General features: G+C 59.2%; 16 protein-coding genes and 3 pseudogenes. 8 read left to right on the top strand and 11 right to left on the bottom strand.

All coding sequences use genetic code 11. The annotated features are described in order from the left end of the window. Positions 1–52: 52 nt before the first annotated feature. A complete protein-coding gene (locus tag BTH42_RS33405) occupies positions 53–289 on the bottom strand; it encodes a hypothetical protein (protein WP_075305444.1) in 237 nt (78 codons plus the stop codon). Positions 290–482: 193 nt separating this feature from the next. Continuing rightward, positions 483–887, bottom strand: a complete 405-nt coding sequence (locus BTH42_RS33400) for a response regulator (protein ID WP_075305443.1) — start codon at positions 885–887, stop codon at positions 483–485. 125 nt (positions 888–1,012) lie between these two features. On the opposite strand from BTH42_RS33400, the gene BTH42_RS33395 reads away from it, so the two are divergent. Then, on the top strand, positions 1,013–2,152 hold the full coding sequence (locus BTH42_RS33395; RefSeq protein ID WP_075305442.1) for a sensor histidine kinase KdpD: 1,140 nt from the start codon (positions 1,013–1,015) through the stop codon (positions 2,150–2,152). A gap of 102 nt (positions 2,153–2,254) precedes the next feature. On the opposite strand, the gene BTH42_RS33390 is transcribed toward BTH42_RS33395, so the two are convergent. Beyond that, complete coding sequence (locus BTH42_RS33390) at positions 2,255–2,545, bottom strand: hypothetical protein (RefSeq protein ID WP_256702506.1); 291 nt, start codon at positions 2,543–2,545, stop codon at positions 2,255–2,257. Between the two features lie 583 nt (positions 2,546–3,128). Between BTH42_RS33390 and BTH42_RS33380 the strand changes: the two genes are divergently transcribed. Beyond that, positions 3,129–3,386 (top strand): DUF1488 domain-containing protein, encoded by a 258-nt coding sequence (locus BTH42_RS33380; RefSeq protein WP_178392293.1) that lies wholly within the window; start codon positions 3,129–3,131, stop codon positions 3,384–3,386. Between the two features lie 692 nt (positions 3,387–4,078). On the opposite strand, the gene BTH42_RS33375 is transcribed toward BTH42_RS33380, so the two are convergent. From BTH42_RS33375 to BTH42_RS36535, 4 genes and pseudogenes are all read right to left on the bottom strand, one after another. Further along, positions 4,079–4,315 (bottom strand): hypothetical protein, encoded by a 237-nt coding sequence (locus BTH42_RS33375; RefSeq protein ID WP_075305440.1) that lies wholly within the window; start codon positions 4,313–4,315, stop codon positions 4,079–4,081. Positions 4,316–4,563: 248 nt separating this feature from the next. Beyond that, complete coding sequence (locus BTH42_RS33370) at positions 4,564–4,968, bottom strand: type II toxin-antitoxin system HicB family antitoxin (RefSeq protein WP_075305439.1); 405 nt, start codon at positions 4,966–4,968, stop codon at positions 4,564–4,566. A 628-nt stretch (positions 4,969–5,596) separates the two neighbouring features. Further along, a pseudogene (locus BTH42_RS33360) lies at positions 5,597–6,512 on the bottom strand (PAS domain S-box protein); the annotation flags it as partial. Between the two features lie 203 nt (positions 6,513–6,715). After that, positions 6,716–6,925 (bottom strand): NUDIX domain-containing protein, encoded by a 210-nt coding sequence (locus BTH42_RS36535; protein ID WP_075305438.1) that lies wholly within the window; start codon positions 6,923–6,925, stop codon positions 6,716–6,718. Here BTH42_RS36535 and BTH42_RS36245 point away from each other — a divergent pair. Continuing rightward, positions 6,847–7,311, top strand: coding sequence for a hypothetical protein (locus BTH42_RS36245; protein ID WP_372237305.1), 465 nt, complete (start codon positions 6,847–6,849; stop codon positions 7,309–7,311). The genes BTH42_RS36535 and BTH42_RS36245 overlap by 79 nt on opposite strands. 323 nt (positions 7,312–7,634) lie before the next feature. Here BTH42_RS36245 and BTH42_RS36240 read toward each other — a convergent pair whose 3' ends face one another. Beyond that, entirely contained in the window at positions 7,635–7,778 is a 144-nt protein-coding gene (locus BTH42_RS36240; protein ID WP_256702504.1) for a hypothetical protein, read from the bottom strand. Between the two features lie 307 nt (positions 7,779–8,085). Here BTH42_RS36240 and BTH42_RS35750 point away from each other — a divergent pair, with 307 nt between their 5' ends. Then, positions 8,086–8,457, top strand: coding sequence for a hypothetical protein (locus BTH42_RS35750; protein ID WP_178392292.1), 372 nt, complete (start codon positions 8,086–8,088; stop codon positions 8,455–8,457). 461 nt (positions 8,458–8,918) lie between these two features. On the opposite strand, the pseudogene BTH42_RS33345 reads toward BTH42_RS35750, so the two are convergent. From BTH42_RS33345 to BTH42_RS33335, 3 genes and pseudogenes are all read right to left on the bottom strand, one after another. Further along, positions 8,919–9,187, bottom strand: a pseudogene (locus BTH42_RS33345) (DUF1488 domain-containing protein). A gap of 4 nt (positions 9,188–9,191) precedes the next feature. Continuing rightward, positions 9,192–9,380: a hypothetical protein gene (locus BTH42_RS33340; RefSeq protein WP_075305446.1), complete on the bottom strand. Its 189-nt coding sequence runs from the start codon at positions 9,378–9,380 to the stop codon at positions 9,192–9,194. Between the two features lie 266 nt (positions 9,381–9,646). After that, the gene (locus BTH42_RS33335; RefSeq protein ID WP_075305437.1) at positions 9,647–9,964 is read right to left on the bottom strand and encodes a hypothetical protein; all 318 of its coding nucleotides are present in this window, start codon (positions 9,962–9,964) and stop codon (positions 9,647–9,649) included. A 377-nt stretch (positions 9,965–10,341) separates the two neighbouring features. On the opposite strand from BTH42_RS33335, the gene BTH42_RS33330 reads away from it, so the two are divergent. The 4 genes and pseudogenes from BTH42_RS33330 to BTH42_RS36235 form a co-directional block, all read left to right on the top strand. Then, complete coding sequence (locus BTH42_RS33330; RefSeq protein WP_075305436.1) at positions 10,342–11,262, top strand: transglutaminase family protein; 921 nt, start codon at positions 10,342–10,344, stop codon at positions 11,260–11,262. Then, positions 11,240–12,043, top strand: a complete 804-nt coding sequence (locus tag BTH42_RS33325; protein WP_075305435.1) for a transglutaminase family protein — start codon at positions 11,240–11,242, stop codon at positions 12,041–12,043. Before BTH42_RS33330 ends, BTH42_RS33325 begins: the two co-directional genes overlap by 23 nt. 386 nt (positions 12,044–12,429) lie before the next feature. Beyond that, positions 12,430–12,855 (top strand): CopG family transcriptional regulator, encoded by a 426-nt coding sequence (locus BTH42_RS33320; RefSeq protein WP_075305445.1) that lies wholly within the window; start codon positions 12,430–12,432, stop codon positions 12,853–12,855. A 43-nt stretch (positions 12,856–12,898) separates the two neighbouring features. Next, positions 12,899–13,058: pseudogene (locus BTH42_RS36235) on the top strand (poly(3-hydroxyalkanoate) depolymerase); the annotation flags it as partial.

The following is a 13,058-nucleotide window of genomic DNA, read 5'->3' as shown; positions in this document are numbered from 1 at the left end:
TCGCGCTCCATATGACCGCTGAGCGGACGCCCGGGAGAAACGACGACGGCACTCAGTCGACCGGGCCAAGCAGGACGTCGATTGCCGCTTGACCGGCGATTTCAGCTACCAGGTAGGCCCATCGTTCAGTGAAGGGGCCGTTGCGCAGTGGTATACGATCTCCCCGAACGCCCAGCACTTCGAGGTTTGTGCCGCCTTTTATCTGGAAACTCACGTGAAAGGTGTCCTGAGCAGCTGGAGTCAATTCGACGTGAATCTCGAAGCCGCGATACATAATCACCCGCTGCATGAAAGTCTCCTTTTCGTTGTCAGAGACTAACATGAACGATACTGCAGGGCTTCAGCTAACGAGCCAGGTGAGCCTTCATGCTTCCCAGACGGAACGCCTCGAGCACTGTGACGCGTGATCCGGTTTTTGCCAGCCGCTATCCCATGCTGCTGAGCAGCGGCAATCACTTTCGTTCGACGTGCCGCCAGTAGCATCAGTCTGCCTGGCGGAAAGCTGCGCCGGTCCCGAAGTACCGGGCTAATTTTGCCCCGAGCACCGGAAGCTCGACCGGTTTTACAAGGTGATGATCGAAGCCCGATCGAATTGTGTCGGCCCGGTCAGACGGCAATGAAAGCGCGGTAACCGCTATCAATAGTGTGGCCACCTCAGGTTGCAAGCGCCGGATCTCTTTTGCAACCGCATGCCCGTCCATCCCTGGCATCTGGATATCAAGTACAACGGCGTGTGGATGCCACGTGCAGTATTCCGTCAGCGCGCGCGCACCGTCGCCAGCCGTTCGTATCTCATAGCCGTAGGTTTCCAGAAACAATAAATATGCCGCTAACTCATGAGAGTCGTCATCAGCGATGAGCAGGCGCGGGGTACTATCGATCGGCATCAAGTCCTCCTGATATGGAAGGACGCGCAATTAACGAGCCCGACGAACCAATCATTCATTTGCTCTTCGTCCTCGATTGCGTAAAAATATTTTTTGCATGCCTGTAGCTCATTTAAGGGGCAGATATGCGGTTGGCGGACTTCATCCTCGATGACATGGAGACGATCCTTGCGGAATGGGAAGCCTTCGCCGGTACGTTACTGCCCGCAGCGGCCGAGCTCGGGTCATTGGCTTTACGGGACCACGCGCCACAGATTCTGGCGAGCGTCGCAAAAGACCTTGCGACCCATGAGCTCGCAGAGGCGCGGATCAGTGCATCCTCAGGGCTATCACCACTGCTGGCCGGTGCGCCAGAGACGGCAGCGCAGATGCATGCAATTCTGCTGGCACAGCGAGGCTTCGACATCAATCAGCTACTCGCCGAGTATCGGGCCCTACGCACCAGCGTCCTCAGGCTATGGCTGGACAGCTGTCAACCCTATGCCGGAAATCCGGCCGACATCGCCCGCTTCAATGAGGCCATCGATCAGGCCATCGCCGAATCGGTAAGCGTTTTTACCGCTCAGGTAGAGCAGGCACGCAATCTGTTGCTCGGCATGCTGGGGCACGACATGCGCAGTCCTTTGCAGACCATCCAGATGACCGCATCCTATCTGGCGGCGTTGAACGCGGGAGAAGCCGTATCCGGGGCTGCATCCCGGCTGATCAGAAGCGGCGCTCGCATGCAGGCGCTACTGGACGATATGCTTGACTTCAATCGAACCAGGCTCGGACTCGACATCAATATCGCGCCGACCAATATTGATCTGGAGAAGGTTCTCGCAGATGAGCTGGACCAATTGCGCGCCGTGCATCCAGACCGACAGGTCGACCTGGAGGTTGCCGGCGATTGCCGGGGAATCTGGGATGGCCGTCGTCTTCAGCAGTTGCTCGGCAATCTTGTTCTGAATGCAATCAAATACGGTACGCCGGACGAGCAAATACGTGTGCACGTCACCTGCGATGACGCGGAAGTCACCATGGAAGTGAAGAATATCGGACCCGTCATTGCAAGTTCGAACATCGGGCGCATCTTTGATCCCCTCCAGCGTGGCCCTCACCCAGCGGCCGGAAATGAAGATAGCGGGCTGGGACTCGGACTGTATATCGCGCGAGCGATTGCCAGGGCCCATGGAGGAGAGATCGAGGCGCGCTCTGACGAAAAGGAAACGGTTTTCGCCGTGCATTTGCCCCGTCGACAGCAAACCGCCGCAAATCGCGGATGACAGATCGTTGCCACGCGAGCAAGCGCATTCGCGAGTGCAACGGGAATGCCCGTAGGCGTCTGACGATGCCCGACCTCAACGCCAGGCGACAGGACACGCTCTTCACGTTGGCGCGACGTCAGTACCTGGATCGTTGATGCAACCGTCGATGAATCTTTTCGCTTGCCGCTCGGCATACGCGAATCCGGCTTCGGGCGAAAGGAAGTTCAACTGTTCGGGAAGGCTAAGGACGGGAGTAGCAAGGGGGTCGAAGCCAAGGATCGTCCAGGAGACGGCGTACCGAAGCTGTTGACCATCAAGTGATGGCGACTTGTTTCGTACGACTTGTACGTCGATGGTATACCCGCGATACGGCACACATGATTGGTTTTCCACAATAATTCCCTTTTGCACGCCTGGATCGGCGAGTACAACCACTATACGCGCTATGTCCGCGCATGTTGCATGCACCCGCAACGACCGATCCGGCCAGACCCGCGAGCAACTACGCGAGGGGTGGGAACGGCTGGGCGGCTGTTCCCTCGCAGGCTTCGGCAGCAGATCTCCTGCGAACTGCCGCCGCGTGCAGGATTCTTTATCGTTGGCGCAGCATCTGACGCCATCCGGTTTTGGTTTGCGATTGCAGTAACTTCAAGAAGCGGTCGTTTGGTCCACGTCGACATGAACAAACGTTTTGGAAAGCGGAACTTCACTGGGCTTCTGGTAAATAAAGACGTCGGTGGCAGGCAAAGGGTATACAGTGGCAGGACTGGCCGCACATGCGTGGCCTCCCGCTTCAGGACGTCATCATGCAATTGCAGTTTAAAAGTGCTTCGGCTTCAATCCGCAGAGAGAGCGGGGATGCTATCGAACGCAAGAAACGCGCTCATATACTCGCCGCTGCTGATGCTGCGAGAGCAGAGAAACGACGCGTCAGCGATGCCACGATCGACTCCAGCGCCAGTAAGTGGCGCTACCCGGCTGCGTCCCCGAAAAGCTGACGACAGTGCTTCAATTTCCCAATCCGAGCCGTAGCTACGATGCCTCCCGACATTGCGTGTGTTTCTGGGGGTACGACAATTCGCGCGAAATTACCTTCATGGTCAACGACGCCGTGCTCAGAAACCTGCTGCCCGGCGTGGGATCCGACGAGCGCTCGTTGCTCGATGTCTTTGACGAGTTTCGAGAGAAGGTGCTCGAAATCGCGCAAAAGCAGTATGTCGCGGGTCCGCGGAATCGATATTCGATTTCATGAGGTACGGCTCTGGCGCATGAATGTTTCCCCAGGGCATCGGTAGCGGCATCGCAAGGACGAGAACACGTCGACGCGCCGGCTATCCATTGGTTAGCGCATCCGATTCGAGACTGGCTGCGCAGTGGCACTGGCCGATTCAGTGTGATTCTTTTGAAAACGCCTGGCGTACGCGCACCGTTTCTCGACCGTGCCGGCCAATCGCCGATGTCAAGCGCGAACAGATGTAAGGACGATATGACGCACGCAATGTGGGGCATCGTGGTTGGGCTCGCGCTGATGTTCAGCGTGTCGTTACGGCAATATAGGCGCAGCATTCTGCGCAAGCGGGAGATCCGTTGGTTGGATGAGCACCATGTCCTGGACGGGCTACGCACGCAGTTGGGATTGCCAATCCGGAAATGACACTCACGGGGCAGGCTGCCAGGTTCAAAGGACTGTTTTCCTGGAGTTGAAACATGACCATGAATTACGCTGGCAGGTCGCACGATGAAGCCATGACAGCGCGGCACATGCAGAAGCCAAAAACGCAGTGACGGGCAGGCGGGGAAATGGCGATAGGAGGAACGGAGGCCGACGCGGAGCATAGTTGCGGCCAGTTCTCCGAGCGGGGTAAGCAGGTGTGGCGTACAAACGGCCTCGCTGCTCCCGCCGCTGTCGCGGGCCTCGCGGCGAGACTGCGCACGCGGCCGGTTTTACCGCGGTGGCCGACCGGCGGTGGGCTTGCCCAATATCAATGCGCGCTCAACTTCCTCGAATACCTGAAGCAGTCGGGTCAACCGCCTGTTTCCATCGGGCAGCAAGCCCTGCTGCGCCGATAGCGAAGACACACGACGCCGCCAGTACGATAGCGCAAGCGGATTTCCGCGTAAAAGTAACGGAATGATCTGTTCGAGATGGGTCAGATCGGCTTCGAACTGGTAGCGTGACATGAAATTCCTTGCATGGATGATCCGGTATACTGGAACAGGCTGTCTTTATGGCCAGGCTGGCATTTCGACGTGGTCATCCGCCATGAAGAATTACTGTCTTCATCGGAGAATCACAAGGCTAGCGGCGCGCTGGATGGGTCGACGGTGCGGCACATCGTCAAGCGGCTTCACGTCTCCGAAATCTACCGCCGCGCGAGCGATCTCACCGTCTATCTGCCTATGCGCCCGATAACCCGCACCTGCGACGTTCACGTTTCGTCCCGGTTCGCGAGCTCGTGTACTGCGGCCTGCGTAAAGAACATGGAGCGCGTGGAGCAGCGTTGTTTTGCTGCAGCATCGACTCTCTGCAGCAGGCTCTCGGGCAGACTGAACTGAACGCTCACGGCTTTGGAGGTGACACGCGTGAGATTGATCTCGATGAACATCCAGATTCCCTGCCCATCGTCCATGTCGAGCGATTGCAATTCCGACGTACTGCACGTCGGCGCGGGTATGAGCTCCTCGCTGCGGTCATACATCAGCTCGACGACGTCCTGTGCGTTGCCCTTAAGTTCATCAAACGACCGCCCGCGCGCAACTGCCCGCGGAAGATCTGGAAAACTGGCACGAAAGGCGTTATCGCCGTCGCGCTGCACATAAAACGGATATTGCATGAATTGCTCCAGTCAACTGCGGGTGGATTCACACGCGATATGTCACAGTTCTGTTGCCCGAACCTTGCCATCGACGATGTCTTTGCCATACTGCATCGCGATGCCGATGGCGTCGTCCATTGTGGCGGGACTTGACGCACCGGATAACGTTGCGTGCCGCCGCGCCTTGACTTCGTCGGAAGGGATCGTGTCAATCCGTACGAAGGAGGAGAACTGCCTTGGTCCTTTTGCGTAAGGATCGCGGTGGGGGGAAATATCTGGTGAGAGTAGGCACGTAGCTCGTGCCCCTGATACTCGATCGTGGGATGCTAATGAAGGCACGCTCCTTAAGCGATCCTGACCGTCATGAGCCGATGCCTGTCCGGATACAAAAATGCGCGGTCAGGTACATCTGGGTTCTTCACCATGCGCTCTTTGCGATCGGAAAGCAAACTAAATCGTGACGTTGCGAAGGATCAGCTTGCGTCGTGCTGGCGTGGGCAGAGCCGGGCTGCTGTGCCTGCAAGCTGCGCATCGCTATCCTTGCGCATTTTGGGGGCGCCGCGACGGTCCACCAGATGCAGGTAGATGGCCATGGCGTTGCGCCGCAGACGCAACTGGGCTTCTATGAACGCCCGGTGTGGCTCGGTTTCCCGCCGTCGGGCATCGCGTCGCGTGCGTTGATCGCGAGATTCAGCAGGACATTTTCCAGCTGGTGTACATCGACGAATGCATTCCACAGACTTCCCGCAACAACTGTCTCGACCTCGATCGTTTCTCCCAATGCGCGTCGTAGCAGATCGTCCATGTCGCGTACCATCGCAGCGAGGTTGGCGGGCACAGGGCGCAGCGCCTGCCGGCGCCCGAAGGCGAGCAGATGGGACGAGAGCCTTGCACCGCGGTCGACGGCATCCAGCGCGGCGAGCAGCCGCTCCATGCACCATTCATCCTGGCAGCAGCGGCCCTGCAGAAGTTCGAGATTGCCGCGAAGAACCTGCAGCGAGTTGTTGAAGTCATGCGCGACGCCTCCCGTGAGCTTGTCAATGGCCTCCATTTTCTGCGCCTGGAAAAGCGCCGCACGTGTCTGTTCGAGTAGTGCATCCGCGTCGCTTTTCGGCGACATCGCGCGTGATCTTCGCGAAGCCTATGAGCGTGCCGTCTTCATCCCGTATGGCGCCAACGATAACGTGTGCCCAGAAGCGGGTGCCGTCACGGCGCACACGCCAGCCTTCGGATTCGAACCGTCCTTCGCGGGCGGCCGTCTCAAGCGCGCGTTGTGGAAGCCCGGCGGCTATGTCCTCAGGTGTGTAGAAGCGCGAGAGATGCAACCCAATGACCTCTTCGGCTGTATATCCCTTGATGCGTTTCGCGTCGTGATTCCAGTTGGAGATGAGTCCTTCCGGTGAAAGCATGAAGATCGAATAGTCCGTTACGCCTTCCACGAGCAGGCGGAAGCGCCGCTCGCTTTCGATTACGACACTTGCCCGGAACAGAGAGCCATCGTGACGCTGATGCCAACGTTCCGTTTCATGGCTGCCGTTTTCCTGCGCTTCGCGCAGCGCGATGGCGTTGCCGTCGCCAGCACTGACTCAGTCCTGCCCCCAGCCGTCAGGCGGGGCACTATCCGCTCGTGCCTGGTTTTGCATGGCCTCTCTTGTTTGCGAACGCGTCGATGGCAAGGCCGGCTGTGTCATTTCCGACCCGGGAAAACGATGAGTGCAGCCGGGGTAACGCCTCGGTGACAGCGGGTCTGGCACCGTACGGCGAATTATGGCATTCGTGCGAAAAAACAAGTTTCGCGATTTCGCGCGTCGGCACACTGGCGGCCAGCGTGGACACCTCGCTCGCGTATCGCCGCATCCGCAGGGGATTCTTCTCGCCGCACGGTACCACCGGGCGATGACCACCGTGATCGTCCCCGTTCGACAAGGAGAACCCTGCCACCTTGCCAGCATACGATGGTCGCTCGTTCTTTCATGCCCGTCGAATCTGTTCCCGAAATCGGTGGAAAACCTCGCGGCCACCTTTTCTTCTTTTTCGCTGAAGCAGTTGCAATTCATGGTCGTCTCAGGGTTCGGGTTCAAGTTGCTTGCGGACTGCGGCGGCGCGCGTCTGCGAGCAGCCAAGGAATTTGCGGATTTCGCTCACGGTCGGTCTCAACTCGCCGGCGGCGACGGCGGCCGGGACTCGCCTCACGTCGTCGGTCTGCTCAATCACGGGAGCTGGAGAACCGGCGCGGCTTCGGCTGCGGGCGCGACCGTCACGACTGGCGCAACGGCGTTACTCGCCGGTCATGACTGGCATTACCATCTCGGCGTGATTGCCGTGTGTGGCGGGCGTTACCGCGATCTCAGTCACGAGTGAGCCTCGCAGCGCGAACAGCCACGCGAAGCTGGCGACAGCTTCGAGCACGCCTGCGAAGGCAAGTCTTGAGATCAGATCGGCTCGCGCGGCCGGCACGCTCAGCGCAGTCATGGCGCCCATTGCAGGGTCAGCGAGGGCAGGGCGCGCGCGGAGGCGGCGCGGTCCTGCGTGGCCTCCGCGCGCTGCGCTTCGCCCCGTTCGGCGTTGGGGGCATCCAGCTTCGCAGAGAGCGTCGCGCGCTCGATGCACAATGCGGGGCAAGGCCCGGCGCAGCAGCGCTCGGTCGCGCGCCAGTCGCGCGGTCGGCGGCGATCGCACTCAAGTCACGACCATGCGCAGTCACGACCGGTACGGCAGCGGCGCTGCAGCTTGGCGGCGTCCTTTTGCGCCATGACGAAAAACACGGCATGGCCGTCCCACGTCGCGACGATGCAGCCGATCCGTAGCAGGGCGCCGACGGTGCGCACGCCCCAGCCATGCGGAAGGCAGAGCGCGGGCAGCAGGTGACCAGCTACGACGGCCCGACATCGACCCAAAGCAGGCGCTCGGACTCAAGGCCACCGCGTTACAAGCCTGACTGGGTGGAGAGGCATGCCGAAGTCACGGTCCCCGCGACTGCGAGTAATAGGGAAAGCGCTCTCATCGAAACACTCCGGCCCTTTGACCATGCCAAGGCGATTTAGCCTGCCGAAGGCGCCAATAGAGCGCAGCATGAGGCCGGGAAACAAACTTTCGATCGTACGACGGTCTTCCCGAATCCAAACGGGAGGACGTATGGAAACACGCCTTGACACCTTCAATGGCTGGCAAATGAGGGCGACGGTCGAAAGCAGGCCGTGCCTTAAGGGCGGCTTGGACTACTACATCGTTGAGCCGATCACGTATAGGGAATTTTCGGGCGCTGGTAGCGTTCAGGCAGGTCCACGCGGCTCGCATGGACCATTTGGTAGTTCCGACGCCGCATTCAATGCCGCCTTCAAGCGCGGTCAGTTGGCCATTGGCGGCGAGATAAAATTGCGAGGCTTTGAGCATCTTCGCGAGGCTTTGAGCGCCGCTTCGCACAAGGGCAAAATGGCGACTCGTGCGGGACAACGTAGAACGGGAGCGACGCCGAAAGATCAGCGGCACATTCCCGCATGCGAATGAACGGCCCCAAGGCCGGCACGCATACCGCTGTTGCGATGATCGTGCACCCACGTGACACATGTGTTGCCGTGAGGCAAACGCATACTATCAATGCAATACGACATCTGCTATTTCGTTTTCGCCGGCTTGCTGGGAACAGGGGTTTTCGATGCGGCCGTCCATGTCCGTCTACGGAGGGGGACAGCAATTTTCTGGGTTGCCGGGGTTTTTTCGCCTCGCGATTACCGTGCAATTGACTTTTTGCCTTCATATTCCGCCTGGATTTTTTCAGTTGCGGAAACGACCGTTATGTCGCCTATTCCGGGCACGCTGGTTGCGACTGTCGCCATCCATTTTCGGGCGGGCTGTTCCGCACAACTCCGTTGTGCCCGGCCCCGCCGCACGGTCGGCGTAGAACATGCGGCTCTCACTCCTCGCTGCGACGGAGACGCTTATGTGGATTCATATGGCGCGGGGCTTCCTCAGTCGAGCGAGATCGGATATCTGTTTTGCGGGCCGCCTTTATACACGCTTCTGGCCAGTCCCAGAATCCGGTCGCGGTTGCGGTCGAAGACCCCGAACAGCGTGGACTCATCCGGACCCGTGCTGGAATTCAGCTTCGTCAGCATTGCGTCGTCGACCAGAAAGGCAACCGTGCGTTGTCGTAACCCCAGAAGCATACGCAATGTCTGGACGCATCGTGGATGCGGCTGGGATTGGGAAAGTTGATTACCACATTGCCTTTTGCCATCTCGTTATCGATGGCTTTCGTATCGCCACTTGCTGGCGTTGACATCGAGGAGTGCGTCGTTTTCGCGCCGCTTCTGCGCGCGCTCGCTGTCCGCCTTTTCCAGCGCGGTGGCGCGCGCCTCCTGTGCGACGATGAAGTCACTTTGCCTGACGGATGACGACGAAAGTGAAGGTGCGCTGGTTCGTTTGATCATGCTAAACAAGGCAGCGCGAACCGGGACTGCACGATGCGCGAAATGTGTCGTTGCTCGTGAGAGTGTGCTCTTTGGGCCAGCAATGCAAGCGCAATTGCAGATGCTCACCTGCCATCGCTCCGGCAGGCATTGCGTGGAAACCGGCGTTTCCGACGGCCAGTGGGACGTGAAAAGAAGCGGGTTTTCGACGCGTCGTGGCGGCCACCCTCGCTGCGGCGGCCCGGCACGCATCTCCGGATGCCGGGAACGTTCGCAGGAGCCGGAATCTAGCGTCCCGGTCCTTTCATTCCCTCGGCCTCCATCGCGGCATTCCGCTCCTCGCTGGCCTCAATGGGCTCGATCGTCTCGGTGATGGAAGCCGTTGCGCGCTCGGTGGCCGAGCGGGTTTCGTCGACGGTTTCCCCGGACTCTCCTTCTTCGTCGTCCGGGGGCGCCAGCATGTCGTCAAGCATGGCCTTCAATTCCGGCGTGTCCCATGATGCGCCACGCTGTCTTTTCCTCTTGATGTAGTGCCTGACTTCCGCGTCCTGCTCCTGGGTCAAAGGAAGACCGCGAAAGGTGTTTTGAGGGGTGGCTTCACGCATGATACTGCTCCCGGATCCGGTTTGTCGTGTCTTCAGTTTAGTCCCGTTATGGCAAGACATGTCGGGTATCGGTCGGCGAGTCGCGCAATCCATCGACAGGATTCTCACGCTGTCGCATGAGGTGCCACGAAGAGCAGCCTTACCCTGCGATGCAGTTTCGTTGCGGCGCAGTCTTTCGTTTGCACCGCAAAAAGATAACGAGCTTTAGATGTCTCGAAGGCGTATGCTAGGGACGTCATCTTCAATTCGGTGCCTGTGTAGAAGATTCGGACAAGCGGACGGAAAAGCACCACGCAGATTGTTCAACGTCTGCGGGTTGATCGCCCTGTCGCAGCAGGTTTATTCCAGCAATCTTGATTCCTGGATCGGGCGGAAGCATGAGCGGGCCGCGGCGCCTCACTGTACGGCATAAGAGCACTTATCGTTATTCTTCGTCCGTGAGTTTCGGCGAGCATCGGATGATGTTCCGTCCGCGCTCCGGCCACGACCTACGGCTCGTGGCCTCACGATTGATCATTACGCCGCAGCCTGTACGCCTGCACTGGCTTCACGACGTATTCGACAATTCTGTCGCGGTGGCCACTTTCGCTGACGACGCATCTCAACTCCAGTTCGATAGCACGATGACACTGGAACACCATGAGGTGCCGTCGCCGGAATATACGATCGAACCGTATGCCGCAAGCTGGCCGTTCGCATACACCGATGAAGAGGCGGCCGATCTCGTGAATGCAAGCAGCCGGCGAAGTCCCGACGCCATCGTCGACAGGTGGGCACAGAGCTTCGTTGCGCAAGCCGGCGACAGGTCCACGATGGGCCTGCTGCGTGCCATGACAACCGGAATCAACGGTGAATTTCGTTATGTCCGGCGTGAGGAGAAGGGAGTCTACTGCCCGGCCGATACGTTGTCCCGTCGGAGTGGTAGCTGCCGGGATTTCGCCGTTCTCATGATCGACGCTGTTCGCTCCCTGGGTCTCGCCGCACGGTTCGTGAGCGGCTACCTCTTCGTTCCGGATCGAGCCGCCATTCAAGGCGGGGGCGCCACGCACGCATGGCTGCAAATCTTCCTGCCAGGCGCTGGCTGGGTGGATTTCGATCCGACCAACAGCATTATCGGAAATCAACACCTGATCCGGGTGGCTGTCGCATGGGATCAGCATCAGGCTTTGCCATTGTGGGGAACGTGGACAGGGGCACCAGATGCGTTTCGCGGTCTGGATGTCGAAGTGAGCGTTACCGAGGACCCGATTGAATTGTTATGTGAAGGCGGTCGCAATGAAACTGCGAGTTGGTTATGAATTGAGTTACGAGTGCGAGCAGGACACGCCGATGATGCTGATGCTGAACACACATTTTTCGCACGCGAAGGATGTCGTCGTGCCGGATCTGATCGTTACCGATCCGCCGGTGCCGGTCAGCCAGTACCGCGACGTGTTCGGTAACCTGTGCAGCCGGATCGTCGCGCCCATCGGACGTATAGGATTGCGCACGACCGCGCTGCTAAACGTGTCCGGTGCGATGGAAACGCGGTCCAGCGACGGTTGGGGGCATCCCGTAGAGTGCCTACCCGACGATACGCTGGTTTTCCTGCTCGGTAGCCGCTATTGTGAGACCGATCTGCTGGTAGACATCGCATGGCAGCTTTTCGGCCAGTGTGCGCCAGGGCGCGAGACTGTGCTCGCGATCTGTGACTTCGTGCATCGACACATTGAATTCGGTTACGAATATGCGCGGCCGACAAAGACTGCGTGGGATGTTTTTCGGGAACGCAAAGGAGTCTGCCGCGATTTCGCGCAGCTCGGCGTCACGCTATGTCGGGCAATGAACATCCCGGCGCGCTACTGCACCGGCTATATCAGCGATGTGGGCTTGCCGCCCGTTGCTGCGCCGATGGATTTCGCGGGTTGGTTCGAAGCTTATGTGGGCGGTACCTGGCAGACGTTCGATCCGCGAAACAACGCCCCGCGCATTGGGCGTGTATTGATGGCGTACGGTCGTGACGCTGCCGACGTGGCGATCAGTAATGCGTTCGGTCCTGCGATACTAACGCACTTCGAGGTGCACTGCGACCAGGAATGACCGCGCTACAGTCCGACAACGCCGGGCCAACTCGGAAGCCCGCGAACCGCACCCTCGCGCGACAATGCCGCCAGTCAACCGTCGCGGACATTGCACGGTTCCTCCTTCCTGACGTACGTCATAGATACACAACACGTTGACGTCTGAAACAGCGGCCGCTTTGGAGAAAGCCAGTTATAGGTCGTCGCGACACTGTGAGTCCCGCAATATTCGGCCGTAGCCACCCGACAGTCGCTCTAATCCCGGCTTCCTCCGCCACCTGTCTTCTTCCTGATCCCAACTCACGCCAATGCGCGACCGGTTGGCAGCAATCTGCTTTTTCAAATATGTTGCGGCGCAGCGAAAATAAGCCTATAACCATCTATATGGATGGCAAGAGGATGGAAATGAAAAAACACGCTGCGCCCAGCATGAATCGCCCGAAAGGCGGCGAGTCGGAAAAAATCACCATCAATCTCGGCCCTGTGGATCTCGGGCAAATCGATCTGCTCGTGGAAGAAGGCTTTTATTCGAACCGGACCGACCTGATCCGAACCGCCATACGCAACCAGCTCGCGCTGCACGCCCGGGTCGTTCGCGAAACGGTGACGCGCCGTGCCCTCGTGCTCGGGCTACAGCATTTTTCAAGGCAGGACCTCGAGGCGGTTCGTGCCGCCCATCAGCGGCTCACCATTCAGGTGCTGGGACTGGCCAGCATTGCGGGCGACGTTTCCCCGGAACTTGCGCTCGCGACCATCGACAGCGTCGTAGTGCTGGGCGCCTTTCATGCATCGGCTGCCGTCAAAACGGCACTCGCTGGCAGGATCCGCTAACTGCGCGACGCCCGAAACCCAACCCCGACAACGGACAGATACGATGAAATTCAATGACGGTTTCCTGAACTCGATGCGCGAAGCGATGACTTTGCTGCGCAGCCGCGGCCCCGCCGAAGCAACAGAAGCGATACAACGCGCCCTGCGAGGAGAGACCGATGACCTCGTGAATCGAACGGCGTCGTGGGACACATCGCCAGAGG

Origin of the sequence: Burkholderia sp. SRS-W-2-2016 (genome assembly GCF_001931485.1) — a bacterium.
GTDB lineage: Bacteria > Pseudomonadota > Gammaproteobacteria > Burkholderiales > Burkholderiaceae > Paraburkholderia.
The sequence above is the reverse complement of the archived record's forward strand: the minus strand, read 5'-3'. Positions and strand labels throughout refer to the sequence as shown.

Bases quoted from the DNA above. Each gene is read 5' to 3' on its own strand.
- BTH42_RS33405 (WP_075305444.1), bottom strand. From the start codon at position 289: ATGCAGCGGGTGATTATGTATCGCGGCTTCGAGATTCACGTCGAATTG.
- BTH42_RS33400 (WP_075305443.1), bottom strand. From the start codon at position 887: ATGCCGATCGATAGTACCCCGCGCCTGCTCATCGCTGATGACGACTCT.
- BTH42_RS33395 (WP_075305442.1), top strand. From the start codon at position 1,013: ATGCGGTTGGCGGACTTCATCCTCGATGACATGGAGACGATCCTTGCG.
- BTH42_RS33375 (WP_075305440.1), bottom strand. From the start codon at position 4,315: ATGTCACGCTACCAGTTCGAAGCCGATCTGACCCATCTCGAACAGATC.
- BTH42_RS33370 (WP_075305439.1), bottom strand. From the start codon at position 4,968: ATGCAATATCCGTTTTATGTGCAGCGCGACGGCGATAACGCCTTTCGT.
- BTH42_RS36245 (WP_372237305.1), top strand. From the start codon at position 6,847: ATGACCACCGTGATCGTCCCCGTTCGACAAGGAGAACCCTGCCACCTT.
- BTH42_RS36535 (WP_075305438.1), bottom strand. From the start codon at position 6,925: ATGAAAGAACGAGCGACCATCGTATGCTGGCAAGGTGGCAGGGTTCTC.
- BTH42_RS35750 (WP_178392292.1), top strand. From the start codon at position 8,086: ATGGAAACACGCCTTGACACCTTCAATGGCTGGCAAATGAGGGCGACG.
- BTH42_RS33340 (WP_075305446.1), bottom strand. From the start codon at position 9,380: ATGATCAAACGAACCAGCGCACCTTCACTTTCGTCGTCATCCGTCAGG.
- BTH42_RS33335 (WP_075305437.1), bottom strand. From the start codon at position 9,964: ATGCGTGAAGCCACCCCTCAAAACACCTTTCGCGGTCTTCCTTTGACC.
- BTH42_RS33330 (WP_075305436.1), top strand. From the start codon at position 10,342: ATGAGCGGGCCGCGGCGCCTCACTGTACGGCATAAGAGCACTTATCGT.
- BTH42_RS33325 (WP_075305435.1), top strand. From the start codon at position 11,240: ATGAAACTGCGAGTTGGTTATGAATTGAGTTACGAGTGCGAGCAGGAC.
- BTH42_RS33320 (WP_075305445.1), top strand. From the start codon at position 12,430: ATGAAAAAACACGCTGCGCCCAGCATGAATCGCCCGAAAGGCGGCGAG.